The organism is Microcoleus sp. B13-B6 (genome assembly GCF_036705405.1).
Classification (GTDB): domain Bacteria; phylum Cyanobacteriota; class Cyanobacteriia; order Cyanobacteriales; family Microcoleaceae; genus Microcoleus.
Map to the genome: position 1 here is coordinate 1 of NZ_JAUBUJ010000105.1, position 12,432 is coordinate 12,432.

General features: G+C 46.0%; 14 protein-coding genes and 1 pseudogene. 5 read left to right on the plus strand and 10 right to left on the minus strand.

Annotated elements, in window-relative coordinates:
* A pseudogene (locus QUB35_RS32145) lies at positions 1 to 199 on the minus strand (IS607 family transposase); the annotation flags it as partial.
* Between the two features lie 252 nt (positions 200 to 451).
* On the opposite strand from QUB35_RS32145, the gene QUB35_RS32150 reads away from it, so the two are divergent.
* From QUB35_RS32150 to QUB35_RS32165, 4 genes are all read left to right on the plus strand, one after another.
* Positions 452 to 1,678, plus strand: coding sequence for an ISL3 family transposase (locus QUB35_RS32150; RefSeq protein ID WP_333145966.1), 1,227 nt, complete (start codon positions 452 to 454; stop codon positions 1,676 to 1,678).
* 61 nt (positions 1,679 to 1,739) lie between these two features.
* Positions 1,740 to 2,996 carry a COR domain-containing protein gene (locus QUB35_RS32155; RefSeq protein WP_333145969.1) on the plus strand — a complete coding sequence of 419 codons (1,257 nt, stop codon included), beginning with the start codon at positions 1,740 to 1,742 and terminating at the stop codon, positions 2,994 to 2,996.
* A 233-nt stretch (positions 2,997 to 3,229) separates the two neighbouring features.
* On the plus strand, positions 3,230 to 3,871 hold the full coding sequence (locus QUB35_RS32160) for an LON peptidase substrate-binding domain-containing protein (RefSeq protein WP_333104131.1): 642 nt from the start codon (positions 3,230 to 3,232) through the stop codon (positions 3,869 to 3,871).
* Positions 3,872 to 4,086: 215 nt separating this feature from the next.
* The gene (locus QUB35_RS32165) at positions 4,087 to 5,025 is read left to right on the plus strand and encodes a PspA/IM30 family protein (RefSeq protein ID WP_333145972.1); all 939 of its coding nucleotides are present in this window, start codon (positions 4,087 to 4,089) and stop codon (positions 5,023 to 5,025) included.
* 33 nt (positions 5,026 to 5,058) lie between these two features.
* Here the strand turns inward: QUB35_RS32165 and QUB35_RS32170 are convergent, their stop codons facing one another.
* Positions 5,059 to 5,700, minus strand: coding sequence for a pentapeptide repeat-containing protein (locus QUB35_RS32170; RefSeq protein ID WP_333145974.1), 642 nt, complete (start codon positions 5,698 to 5,700; stop codon positions 5,059 to 5,061).
* Positions 5,701 to 5,734: 34 nt separating this feature from the next.
* Positions 5,735 to 6,682, minus strand: a complete 948-nt coding sequence (gene pheA / locus QUB35_RS32175) for a prephenate dehydratase (RefSeq protein ID WP_333145977.1) — start codon at positions 6,680 to 6,682, stop codon at positions 5,735 to 5,737.
* A gap of 208 nt (positions 6,683 to 6,890) precedes the next feature.
* Here pheA and QUB35_RS32180 point away from each other — a divergent pair, with 208 nt between their 5' ends.
* Complete coding sequence (locus QUB35_RS32180) at positions 6,891 to 7,469, plus strand: DUF1997 domain-containing protein (protein WP_333145980.1); 579 nt, start codon at positions 6,891 to 6,893, stop codon at positions 7,467 to 7,469.
* A gap of 145 nt (positions 7,470 to 7,614) precedes the next feature.
* Here the strand turns inward: QUB35_RS32180 and QUB35_RS32185 are convergent, their stop codons facing one another.
* From QUB35_RS32185 to QUB35_RS32215, 7 genes are all read right to left on the minus strand, one after another.
* Positions 7,615 to 8,067 carry an FHA domain-containing protein gene (locus tag QUB35_RS32185; RefSeq protein ID WP_333145983.1) on the minus strand — a complete coding sequence of 151 codons (453 nt, stop codon included), beginning with the start codon at positions 8,065 to 8,067 and terminating at the stop codon, positions 7,615 to 7,617.
* On the minus strand, positions 8,064 to 8,633 hold the full coding sequence (locus QUB35_RS32190; RefSeq protein WP_333145986.1) for a hypothetical protein: 570 nt from the start codon (positions 8,631 to 8,633) through the stop codon (positions 8,064 to 8,066). Before QUB35_RS32190 ends, QUB35_RS32185 begins: the two co-directional genes overlap by 4 nt.
* 286 nt (positions 8,634 to 8,919) lie before the next feature.
* Positions 8,920 to 9,657: a PRC-barrel domain-containing protein gene (locus tag QUB35_RS32195; RefSeq protein WP_333145989.1), complete on the minus strand. Its 738-nt coding sequence runs from the start codon at positions 9,655 to 9,657 to the stop codon at positions 8,920 to 8,922.
* 55 nt (positions 9,658 to 9,712) lie between these two features.
* The gene (locus QUB35_RS32200; protein WP_445252084.1) at positions 9,713 to 10,189 is read right to left on the minus strand and encodes an FHA domain-containing protein; all 477 of its coding nucleotides are present in this window, start codon (positions 10,187 to 10,189) and stop codon (positions 9,713 to 9,715) included.
* Between the two features lie 97 nt (positions 10,190 to 10,286).
* Positions 10,287 to 11,078, minus strand: coding sequence for an FHA domain-containing protein (locus QUB35_RS32205; RefSeq protein WP_333145994.1), 792 nt, complete (start codon positions 11,076 to 11,078; stop codon positions 10,287 to 10,289).
* Positions 11,079 to 11,288: 210 nt separating this feature from the next.
* Complete coding sequence (gene pgl / locus QUB35_RS32210) at positions 11,289 to 12,008, minus strand: 6-phosphogluconolactonase (protein WP_333146035.1); 720 nt, start codon at positions 12,006 to 12,008, stop codon at positions 11,289 to 11,291.
* A gap of 139 nt (positions 12,009 to 12,147) precedes the next feature.
* Entirely contained in the window at positions 12,148 to 12,396 is a 249-nt protein-coding gene (locus QUB35_RS32215; RefSeq protein WP_333145996.1) for a hypothetical protein, read from the minus strand.
* Between the last annotated feature and the right edge of the window lie 36 nt (positions 12,397 to 12,432).

Below are 12,432 nucleotides of genomic sequence, written 5' to 3' on the forward strand. Positions count from 1 at the left end.
CATCTGATTTTTGAGTTCCGGCTTCTGTCCACTGGACGAAACAAGGGCGGTAAACGACCGTTTTTCGGTTGGCTTCTCTGGGCTTCAATCCGTTGGCTATCAAGAGATCGTCTTCGGTGTAGAACCGATGACCTGACAGGGTGCGCAAGGCTTGCAATTTCCCTGAAACGTCCCAACGTTGGAGTGTTTTTACTGACAATCCCAGCTTTTTTGCGAAAACGCGCGAGCTTAAACACAATGGTACACCGCATATTTGTCTATAAGTGTATCATTTTGTCTATTTATTTGGGCTCTACCGAACCTACTATGTAAAAAAGTTAATAATTTTTATAAAAATTAACTATAAAATATAAACATTAGGCGCGGGCAAAGCAGTTATATATTGACTTACAGGGCTTTTTGTAGTATAATAAAGTTAAATTTTAGAGAAATTAAGATAAAAATTATACCTATGGCTTCCAATCCTCAACTTCATCTAATGACGAAACTCCTTAATATTGAGGGAGTGACAGTCAAAAGTTATCAGATTATTGAAAATATAGGAATCACGATTTACTTAGATAATAACAACAAAAAAGCCATTTGTCCCGACTGTGGTCAGAAAACTGATAAACTCCCTCAAAATCATTATTATGTAGTGAGGGATTTGCCGTTTGGAGAGCAAAAAGTATATTTACAAGTAAATCGCCGTCAGATGAGGTGTGAAGGTTGCCCAAAAAAATTTAGTGAAGACTTAGAATTTGTTAAAAAAACTAGAACCTATACAGAGAGGTTGAAAACAAAGATTTTGTCAGAATTATTAGAAAGCGATATTAAAAATGTGGCTCAAAGGAATGGAGTCAGCGAACAAGAAATAGAAACCATGTTAAAAGAATGGGGAAAGGAATTGCTCAGACAAAAACCATCAGGATTAAAAAGGCTAGGAATTGATGAAATTGCTGTAGTAAAAGGACAGAAAAATTATTGTGTAGTTTTAGTAGATATCGATAAAAAAATTATAGTAGGAATGGTCAAAAATCGAACTCAAGTGGAAATACAAAAATACCTAGAAGCCTGGGGAGAAGAGGTTTTAGACCAAATAGAAGCCTGCAGTATAGATATGTGGAAACCTTATAAAAATGTCTCAGAAGCTTTAATGCCACAAGCAGAAGTTGTGGTCGATAGATTTCATGTTATGAAGCAAGTAAATGAAGAATTAGATGGAGCTAGAAAAAAGATTAAGGAAGCAGCCGTTGCCTTAAAAAATAACTCGGAAAAAGAGCGACTACTCTCCGGAATAAAAAAAAGTAAATATGTCTTACTAAAAAATGAAGAGGATCTCACTGACCTCGAAAAAGAGCAGTTAGAATCACTCAAAAAAGTTGCTCCTACATTACAAAAAATGCATCAAATGAAAGAAGAGTTTAGACAAATTTTTGAAGCCCCAAAAGATTGGGTAGAAGGATTATTGAGTTTAAGTGATTGGTTAAAAGATGCAATTTCCGTTTTCCCCAAAAGCTGTGGGACAATTATTAGGTGGATTGGAGAAATTATTGCGTATTTTGATCGGAGGACTACTCAAGGAGTTGTGGAAGGAATTAATAACAAATTAAAGCTCATCAAAAGAAAAGGCTATGGGTTGAGAAATTTTGACAACTTTATTCTTAGGAGCTTCTTACATTGGCATTTTGCTAGTTAGTTTTACATACTAGGTTCGGTAGAACCTTTATTTGCTACCTAGGGACTAGCTCCGTCCCGAATTGGCAACCAACGCTGTTTACAAACTCATCGGCAACAAAAAAGTCACCGACAATGGAGAAGTCACCGACAACGCAGAAGTCATCGCCAACTACGGGTACTTCACCCAAGAAAACCTCAAGCAAATCTGGCGCGACAGGGAATACCAAGACTTGCACGACGAACTGCTGCACTTGATGAAACACTTCAAACTGTGTTACGAAATCCCCTGCCAACCCGGACAATATATCGCCCCGCAACTTCTCCCCCTCGAAACGCCCAACTACACCTGGGATGACGCCGATAACCTGATTTTGCGCTACGAATACGACTTCATACCCAAAGGCATCATTACCCGCTTCATCGTAGAAATGCACTTGTTAATCTACCGCCCTCAATCCGGTTTACCAAAGGGTAGGGGGGATATTGTCTGGCGCGATGGAGTCATCCTCGCCGACAATTACGCTAAAGCCGAAGTTATCGAGAATTACCACCAACGAGAAATCCGCATTCGAGTTTCTGGCAAGCGGAAAGAATTTCTTTTAGACCGTATCCGCCACGAAATCTGGAAAATTCATGCTACTTACGACAATCGCCTAAAATATCAAGAACTCATCCCCTGCAATTGTCACCAATGCAAAGGCAGCCAAGACCCTCACCTCTACGATTTTGAAGCGCTGCGCCGCCGTTTGGCAAACCATCGCTACGAAATCGAATGCGACAAATCTTATCAAATGGTTCAGGTGCGCCGCTTGATGGAAGATTTCCCCGACAATTTGCAACAATGGGAAGAAAAAGAGCGAATTTATGGAATCGATCGACCTGACTTGGTAGATAATTCTAGCATTCAATTTAATATCAATATCGACGGTAAAAAAATGACTGAAACTTCTTCCAAAACCAACAACTTCAACGGCCCGATGTCTGCTGGTGTTATCAACAGCGATAACGCTGAAGTTAAAAACAATCAATTTACTCAAATTAATAACGCTGATACAGCAGAAATCCTGAAATTAATCGCATCTCTGCGTGCAACCTGCGTGCAGTTTCCTGAAGATGTTCGTGGCGATCTAATTATCGATATCGAAGATGTCGAAGCCGAAATTCAGAAACCGGAAAGCCAATGGAATAAAGACAGATTAAATAAAAGTTTAAAAGCTATTGTAACGGCGGCGGCGGCGATCGGATTTGGCATCGCAGGTGTCACAGAATTTGCGAATACGGCCATCGATGTTGGCAACAAACTGGGTATCGAAATCCAGCTACCGCCAGCGCGCTAAATAAGTTATGCAAGGCATACGCATCAGCCCAAAGAAACCGGGTTTTTTACCTAATCTGTGGGTAACAACCCAGGATTTTGGGAAAAAACCCGGTTTCTGATTCTACGCATCAGCCCAAAGCCTCGATCGCCCGCGTCGCATTTCCCCCCGATCGCCCCTCACCCCGCCCGGAATTGCCTTTAATCAGTTAAAGTAAGAAAAATAAGCGCAAGTACCGTCACTTTTGAGCGACAATGGCATCCTCTTCCTCTGTAGCAGTTCGCGAACTCCCCTTATTTCCGTTGCCGGAAGTGGTTCTATTTCCAGGTAGACCACTCCCACTGCAAATCTTCGAGTTTCGCTATCGAATCATGATGAATACGATTCTGGAGGGCGATCGGCGTTTCGGTGTACTCATGTGGGACCCCAACCAAAACAAAGTCTCTGCCGTTGGCTGTTGCGCCGAAGTGATTCACTGTCAGCGCCTCCCCGACGATCGCATGAAAATTATGACCCTCGGACAGCAGCGGTTCCGAGTCCTCGACGCCGTTCGCGAAAAACCCTATTTAGTCGGTCTAGTAGAATGGATGGAAGATGAACCGCCGCAAAAAGACCTCAGACCTTTGGGAAAAGATGTCGAACAACTGCTGAGAGATGTAGTTCGCCTTTCCAGCAAATTAATGGATCAGCCGATCGACCTGCCCGAAGACATTCCCAGTTTGCCTACAGAATTGTCCTACTGGGTAGCCAGCTACCTTTACGGCGCAGCGACAGAACAGCAAACTCTTTTAGAATTGCAAGATACTGCTGCGAGATTGGAACGCGAAACCGAAATTTTGACTTCTACTCGCAATCACTTGGCCGCGAGGACTGTACTTAAAGATACCCTCAAGTAGTCAATGGGGCAGGCAAAAAGTACGATCGGTTTTGCCTGCATGGAAGCAAGAATCACACAGAGTCATACCATTTTCGATTTTCGATTTTCGCATTGGAGATTAAATAATTGAGAATTAATAGACCTTTTACACAAATATTTAGAAACGGGCAAGATGCCCGTTCCACAAAAATAAATTATTCTGTGGAACGGGCATCTTGCCCGTTTCTAAATTAGATGCTTGTGTTAGAAAATCACGACCAACCGAAACCCTACGATGCAGTTAGAGGCGGTCAACTGCCACCTCCTGTGGGCGGTGTAGTGCTCGGCGGACTAGCAGGAGTTAAACATCGGCTGTCTAGTTCTGTCAACGAACATCGAATTGCCTCCCTGAGAGAGACCTTGAATTACGGCGATGCTGGCTTAAAAATAGTCATCCAGATTTGTCAAAGCGAAACAGGGCCAGTGCAGCGGGCGGCCTGCGATTTGCTTCGACAAAGGCTGAATTCGATCGCCCGCGAAAAATTACAGGCCTTTGTAGCTTCAAGTTCAGATGCAGAAGCTGAGTTAGACAGCACGGAAAAAATATTAAAGCACTCATCCGGTGCAGTCTCAGAAAAAAATTACGATCGGCAAATGTCCGAAGCCCAGTTAATATTTGAGACAATTACGCAGCAAATGCAACCAAATTTGTTGCTATTAGAAGCACTGGTAGCCTCTGTAGAACGCGAAGAATTTACCAGTGAACTGATGAATCTTTGGGAACTATTAATCTTAGAAATTCAGGAACCTCTCAAAGAACTGCGTCAGGCTGTTGGCAGTGCGATTTCCGCCCAACTGCGGATTCAGTGGCTGTACAATCAAGCTGAATCTCAAGCCAACCAGTGGCAGCAGCGAGCTTTGCTAGCTCTTCAGACACAGGATGAGAATTCAATCCGCCTAGCTGTGGTTCGCCAGCAGGTTCAATTCGATCGGGCTGCAGAACTAAAAATTGACTTAGACTACCAAACTGTGCGAGTAGAAACTCTCAATCGCAACTTGCTGGCTTTGGAAAGTAAGATTGCTCAAGCTAATTCCAAGAAAGAGATCCTCAAGATGCAGCTTCATTTTGCTAAGGTACAGCAGCAAATAGACTTCACTTTCAGCCAAGTCAATAGTATATTTTTTAGCCCTTAGTTGTCGGATTCTCCGGTTATATATTGCGTGAACTCAAACTTGTCTGACGCAAAAATGTATGGCCCCACTTAAAATTGCCTCATCTAACTTAGCTCCTTCGAGATTAGCGCCGCACAAAAATGCCCCGCTCAAATTAGCACCCCTCAAGTCAGCTCCTCTCAAGTCAGCGCCCTCAAGGTTACTTTCACACAAAAAAGCGTTTCTCAAGTCGGCTTTGTTCAGGCTCGCTCCCCGCAGTCTTGCCTCGCTTAGATTGGCTTTTTCAAGGTTTGTATTGTCCAAGCAAGCATCTAGGAGGTTTGCTTCCATCAAGTTGGCGTTTTCCAAGTTTGCTCCGATCAAATTAACACCAATCATTTTGGTGTCGCTCAAGTTGGCTTTTTTCAGGTTTGCGTCAATCAGGTCAGCTCCTGTTAATCTTGCGAAAGTTAGATCGGCTCCGCTCAGGTTAGCTCCATTTAGGTTGGTCATCACCAGACAGGCATTCTTGAGCTTGGCACCTATTAAGTTTGCCCCCCTTAAGTTGGCCAGGGCAAAATTTATTTCCTTGAGATTCGCACAGGCTAGATTAATATGAATTAGGAAAGCTTCTCGCAAAGAAGCCTCTTTCAAGTTGCTTTCATGAAAATTTCTTTCTCCGGCTGCGTATCGCTTGAGAAGTTCATCCGCATTCATCTCGCCAGCCTCCTAAGTTTTACTTAAAAATAAATTATACTACTGACAGTACATTGTAGCAACCAAATATTTTTAAAGTTTCTGTGTGATTTTTTAATTCATCGAGTGCCGAGCGAACAAATGCTTGGCAGGCGTTAGCCTCAACGTCCATAAAGAAAATATATTCTCCGAGGGATCTTTTAGTCGGTCTAGATTCAATCCGACTTAAATTAATACCGCGACTGGCAAATACTTGCAAAGGTTTTACCAGTGTTCCCGGCATATTGGCAGGTACGCTAAAAGCTAGTGAGGTATGGGTGCAATTAGACGGTGAAGCATCGAGGATCAACTTAGAAGCAGATTGGGTAAGGGATTTAAGGGATGAGTGATCCCCTGGTTCTACGTTGGCGATTTCTCCAAAACTCCTGCTGAGTACCCAAAATCGAGTGTAATTATCGGGATAATCATTAATGGGGTGAGCTAACACTGGCAAATTGTAAAGTTCAGCCGCTCTTGGCGAAGATATCGCTGCTACATTTGTATCTTCCAGATATTGCAATGCTTCCGTGGTTGAATTGGCCGGAATTAATTGAGCTGAGGGAATAAACTGCCCCAACCATACCTGACACTGAGCTAGCGCTTGCGGGTGAGAGTAAACTTTTTGAATCTCGTTAAAATTTTTAGCATTGGACACTAGCGCGTGGGAAATTGGCAAAACTAAGGCGTGTTGAATGCGGAGTTGATCGAGTCGCCACAGTGTGTCTAAGGTGACAGTCACGCTGCCTTCGATCGAATTTTCGACGGGCACCACTGAATAGTCAACCTGCCCTAGGGCCGATGCCTCTAGCGCTTGAGAAATGGTGGAATAAGGACACAGGGTGCATTCCAAGTTAGTATTCAGGCTCAACCAATTGACATAAGCTAGAGCCGCTGTTTCTGCATTTGTACCAACAGGGCCGAGATGTGCGATCCTCTTCGAGGGCTTCGCTAACGAAATTTTCATTTAGAGGCAATTTTAGGTTACAAATGTTTGCTTGACTCTCATCAGCTAGGAAGTATGATGAAAAATTAGCGATGTCCCGAAAGCTTTTATCAGTGATTTCTCGGATGACATTGCTGGGTACGCGACTTAGGGGGCAACTTATGTCACCTTAAAAAAGGTGATAGTTTATTAAGATATGCTTAGGAATCCTATATTTTGATATTTTCTCATGTATACCCGCTTTAATGCTTCCCAATCCGTTGAGCTCGCCGTACCAGAGGAACGGGTTCCCATTCAACATTATCTGCGCCAGCCGAGGCGACTGGTGAATGCCCTTGTCGATCAAAGTCGCACAGAACAGCTAAACGATGACTGTTTCCGCCTGAAAATGCGACCGTTACAATTTATGATGCTGAGCATTCAACCCACAGTAGACATGAGGGTGTGGGCCCAGTCGGATGGCACCATCAATTTGGAGTCCGTCGCCTGCGAAATTCGTGGCGTGGGTTATATCAACGATCGCTTTGCTCTCAATCTCAAAGGAAAGCTTTGTGTACACCAAAGCAGCGGGGTAGCATACTTGAAGGGAAAAGCGGATTTGGAAGTGCAAGTAGAATTACCGCCACCGTTTTGGCTGACGCCCAAACCCATTTTAGAAGCAACGGGGAATGCTTTGCTCAAGAGCGTACTGCTGAGCGTCAAACAGCGGTTGATGCACCAGTTGCTCTTAGATTACCGCCGCTGGGCAAGCAGCGAAAGTGAGCTAAGATCGATCGATATCCCCCCAATCTTATCTTTAGAAGGGTGAAATCCTACTAGAGAAGCTGTTAATTAATGTATAGGGATATTTAGCCACAAATCAGACCACTTACCACAATATTTATTAGTTAGACCCTGGAATTGGGCATCGGTCGCTTTGTGGGAACTAGCCAGCAGGGATAGATAGCTGCGGGTCAGTCAAGATCGATTTGAGTGATCCCTCCAAGTTCATCGTCTTCGATTATTCCCACGCCCCCCGGCAAAGGAGTTGACCTGTCTTTTGAAACTTCGTCCTTTGGGCGGAGTTCGCGCTGCGGTGGCTTGATTATTTTGCCCGGTTGATTCGTTGCGGCCACCCGAATCCTGATTTTTGGCCCGGAATTGCCCAAGCGAATTGTCATCCCGTCCACAACTGACACCTGAGCGATCGGTCTATCATCTACATAAGTGCCATTAGCACCAAAATTAATAATTTCCCAGCCATGAGCGTGATTCCACAGTTCTACGTGGTGGCGGGAAACTACAGCGCTGTAAATAATTACATCATTGTCGTTCGATCGACCGATCCGAACCACCGGTTCTGATTCAAAACACCAACTTTGAACTGGGACAGACTGGATAGGATGTAAAAGAGTTAAGGTAATCACTGATGTTTTGACACTCCACCGCCAGACAGAAACGGGGATACTTCCAGAGAGATTTTTTGGGAGAAAACTGCAAAAATTTGGATTTTTAAAGCCGTCATCAGTGCGCCATGATTCCCTCTATTTGCCGGAAAAGTCGAACTTTTGGCTGCTTGAGGGTGAAGCAACTTTTGACGGTTAGCTTTTGGCGCAGGCGCAAATTTTTGCGGTACTCGGTAACAACCAAACACGATGTTATTAATCGGGTGAACTTCCCAATGATGGACAGCAGTTTTAACCGCTTGATTAATTTGGTCTGTGAGGGAGCGATTCTGCCGATGGGCGAGCCGCTCAATTCGATCGGCTTCATCACCCTTTTCCCGCTGATGAAGCAGAGAATTTAACTCATACCCGCGATGGTTGCACCGCTGATTCGAGTTCTCGATCGGGCCACAGTCACTGCTCAACGACTTGCTGTTTATAAAGAAAGAAGTTAACCAATTATTAATCCTGGGGTCTCTAGATAAAATACTTGTTGATTGTATCTGAGATGTTGCACCATTCTCAATTACTTGTTTAGGAACAGGCAAGATGCCTGTTCTACAAGAAAATTCACTCTTTGTGGAACAGGCATCTTGCCGGTTCTGGAGAATGGTGCAAGATGTGAGTTGTATCAAACAGCATAGGTCATTTTGAGTTGCTAACATTTTCCTTATTGATGCGATACCTTTAAAATACAATGCTTTGAGCAGCACTGGAATTTTGAGCGACAACGCATCACTCTCTCATAGCGAAAATACCGATCGACCTTCCTCGCGCGCGCGGCCCCAAAATGCGCTCGGCAATTAGTCCCCCGGCCAGGGGGAAGGCCAAACTTCAGCTCAAATCTGACTCAGGCGGCTCCGGTTTCGGCTCTGGTCGGACAGATTCTTGCCTTTGCCGCTTCAACTCTGCAACTTTTTCTTGAGCTACATCCCTGACTTCTAGAGCTTTATCTTGGAATTTTTCCGCCAGACTTTGAGCGCCTCGCTTCACACCTGCCACATTTTTGAGAGTTCTGTCGAAATCTTCGTGTAAAAACTCTGCTACCAGACCGACTTTTTTGTGCAGTCCCTCCGCGTACTGCACGGGTTCCGATACAGCAGCTTCAGAGACGATCGCCCGCTTGCTGCCGATGGTCGAAATAGCTGCCACAGGTAACAAGTAAATGTCGTCTAAAACACCGCGCCACCCGCTCGATTTAAATAGGTAATGGGTGACTGAACCCGTGCGGACATCAAATAGGTAGTCAACCACTGCACCTGCCCGATTCCCAGCGTCCGTGAGTACCTCAAGCCCGATCGGACAAACAGCTTGTTCCGGCTGATGAAGTTCCGGCAGTTCCGGGTTAATGGTGACAAAAACATTTTCCCCCACCGTATCTACTTGCGCCCAAGCGAACCAAGTTTTTTTACTGCCCAAAAGTCCCGACTTGCAAGTAAAGCCGATCGCCCGCTGGGAGTGAGCGTCTAGCCAAACCCGATCTACCCTGCCGACCTCTTCCGCCGTTCTGCGGTCGATGGTGCGGCGGTTTAGCAGTTCGCTGCGCCTAACAATTTGTGGTGATGTACTCATAAATAAACTCCTGAGTGCCGCCTTTGAAAAATGTCGATCGTCCAAAGAAGCCGATTTAATATTCTTCTTCCGAATAATGGCGAGTATGATCTGCCTCGGTTAACTCATCCTCTTCCCTGGAAGTGCCAACTTCTTTGTGGTCGGGAACAGGAATCGTGCTAATGTGCACGCCGCCCGAGGGAGCGTGAATTTCCTTAGCCTCCCTGGGCTTGACGGTAATTTGTCCTAACTGGACAGAGGACTGATTCGGGCCTACGTTGATTTGAATTTTCGGCCCTGAGCGAGCCAAGTGAACGATCAGACCGTCCACAATGGGAACCTTAGCGATCGGCTTACCATCGAGGTAAGTGCCGTTGGTACCTAAATTGATCAGTTCCCAAGTTATGCCGCTGCGCCGCAATTCGATGTGGCGACGAGAAACCACAGCGCTAAAAAGAACGACGTGGTTTTCGGTCGAGCGCCCGATCCGGACGACCTGCTCGTCTTCAAAGATCCAACTGCGGACGGGTATAGACTGGAGTGGATGTAGCAAGGTCAGCTTAATCACATTGGCAGCATTGAGTTTTGGTAGAGCGCCTCAAGATGCGATTTTAGATTTTAGACTTTCGATCGCCCAATCCAAACTCGCTCTAAGAGATTTGAAATAAAAACGTAACCAGGTCTCCTTTGCCCAGAGAGATGCGGTCTCCCGGTCGCAACCGGTGGCGGTTTCCCTTGGGTAGCGGAGTATTGTTGACGTAAGTGCCGTTGGAACTGCCTACATCTTCTAGGTAGCAAGCATCTCCCTCCACCCGGAGATTTGCGTGTACCCGAGAAACTATCTCAGAATTAGCAAATCCCGAAACATCAATATCCGGCGGTACTAAGTCATTTGGCTTGCCTATGTGAACCACAGACAGACTGTGAGGCAATTCCATCGGCGTATTTGTCTGAACGTGTAACAGGCGGGCAGACTGCTGTTGCAGTTGAGTTTTAGCTACACCTGCTGGCTGTGGGCCCGGAACCGGAGGAGAGATATTTACTGGTGTTGCCACCGATTCAGTTGTAACAGGAACCGAGGGCGAAGGCGGGGGATCTGGAGTAGTCGGAATGCTGGCGGTAGTTTTTTCCAAGTTGAGCCCCTTATTCAGGGTAACTAGAGGTTCCATTGCCATCAGGGGTTCGGGTGGCACTAAATCCGGCGCCGGTGACGATACCACTGTGGGGCCTACAGGCGAGGGGGACGTTACTGTCACCTCAACTTCTGGAACTATGGAACCCGGACGCAAGTTAAAGCCACACTGACCGCAAAATGCTGCATCTGTCTGAACTGCTGCACCGCAGTTCGAGCAACTTGCGGTAACAGGTAAAGGCGTGTAGCAAGCCTCACACTGGCTGGCCCCGTCGGGGTTCTGGTGATTGCAATTGGGACAGACAATCATCGATTTCTCCTTGCTATCGGCCAGATTTTTAAATCAGCCTCATAAAAATACTCGTGTATATGGTCAAATTTTAACTTTAACCGCCACAATTCTTATATTGCTTCGCTCATACTAGCAACTGAGCTGACGCTGTGACGTTAGCTGTGATGGGCAAGATTGAGTTAGTGATAATGAATGCTGACTGTTTTGGCACGCTGGCGGCTCTGTCGGCTATTTTACGGAGGAGCCAGCAGCCGCATCGAGCAGCCACCAAAGTTCGCCCTCTGGTTGAACGAGTCTGGCTGGATAAGTCATTTCGTCGGCTGCGGGGGCAAAAATTTGAGCAAGGGCGGGTTGTTTGCTGGCTCCTGCGACCATGAAGATGACGCACCGGGCCCGGTTGATTAAGGGGACTGTAAAGGTAATGCGGGGTTGACCGTCTTTGTTGCCGACAGTTACTAGGGCGTCGCGGACTTGCAAGGCTGCTGTGCCGGGAAATAGAGAGGCTGTGTGGGCGTCGTCTCCTATGCCCAATAAAATGATGTCGAAGGCAGGAAACTCGCCGTCGGATACTTTGAAGAACTGCTGCAATTCGGTTTGGTGCGCGGCAGCGTCGGCTGCGGGGTCGCCGGCGGCTGTGGGCATGGGGTGGATGTTGCTGGCGGGGATATTCACTCGATCGAGCCACGCGAGGCTCGCCATTTTTTGATTGCTGTCTGGGTGTTCTGAGGGAACGTAGCGTTCGTCGCCCCAGAACACGTGAATTTTATCCCACGGCAGGTCTTGGGCTGCGATCGCTCTGTAGAGCGGTTCGGGTGTGCTTCCGCCCGCTGCGGCGATCGTACAAACTCCGCGTTCTGCTATGGCTTCTGAGATTTTTGACAGGACAATCCTGAGCGATCGATCTATTAATTCTTCCCGATTTGCTAATACTTCTACTATTTTTTTCATCAATTTACTCTCAACTTTCCTATTCGTGTTGTTCTGGGCAATTGCCAATTTTACCTTGACATTTTGGTTAGACATTTTGGTTTGAGGTCGCTCTGCTGACAGACTCGGCAGGCATGGCACAGCATCCCATACAATTTTATCATCTTATGCCCATTGATTGGAGGAAAGGCAGACATATTTCTACCAGTGCTTTATGGATTTTCACCTGTTGCATTGAGCTTTCGCAACTTTCAATCAAAAGTTCGATCGTACTCGGAGCATCTGGGCAGAAAGTAAAAAGCGTTTTTTGGGACTCCGAGCCGTCCCGCACAGCAAAGTCTATAAATATAGCGAGCCGGACGATCGCACACCGACAGTAAAAGCCAAACCGAGATGCTCCCGATCGCACTTACCCCGGCCTTGCAAAAATAATCAAGATTGATGT

What these genes read in the sequence shown, in the direction of transcription:
- QUB35_RS32150 (WP_333145966.1), top strand. Translation starts at nt 452, where the DNA reads ATGGCTTCCAATCCTCAACTTCATCTAATGACGAAACTCCTTAATATT.
- QUB35_RS32195 (WP_333145989.1), bottom strand. Translation starts at nt 9,657, where the DNA reads ATGAGTACATCACCACAAATTGTTAGGCGCAGCGAACTGCTAAACCGC.
- QUB35_RS32160 (WP_333104131.1), top strand. Translation starts at nt 3,230, where the DNA reads ATGGCATCCTCTTCCTCTGTAGCAGTTCGCGAACTCCCCTTATTTCCG.
- QUB35_RS32165 (WP_333145972.1), top strand. Translation starts at nt 4,087, where the DNA reads ATGCTTGTGTTAGAAAATCACGACCAACCGAAACCCTACGATGCAGTT.
- pheA (WP_333145977.1), bottom strand. Translation starts at nt 6,682, where the DNA reads ATGAAAATTTCGTTAGCGAAGCCCTCGAAGAGGATCGCACATCTCGGC.
- QUB35_RS32170 (WP_333145974.1), bottom strand. Translation starts at nt 5,700, where the DNA reads ATGAATGCGGATGAACTTCTCAAGCGATACGCAGCCGGAGAAAGAAAT.
- QUB35_RS32180 (WP_333145980.1), top strand. Translation starts at nt 6,891, where the DNA reads ATGTATACCCGCTTTAATGCTTCCCAATCCGTTGAGCTCGCCGTACCA.
- pgl (WP_333146035.1), bottom strand. Translation starts at nt 12,008, where the DNA reads ATGAAAAAAATAGTAGAAGTATTAGCAAATCGGGAAGAATTAATAGAT.
- QUB35_RS32205 (WP_333145994.1), bottom strand. Translation starts at nt 11,078, where the DNA reads ATGATTGTCTGTCCCAATTGCAATCACCAGAACCCCGACGGGGCCAGC.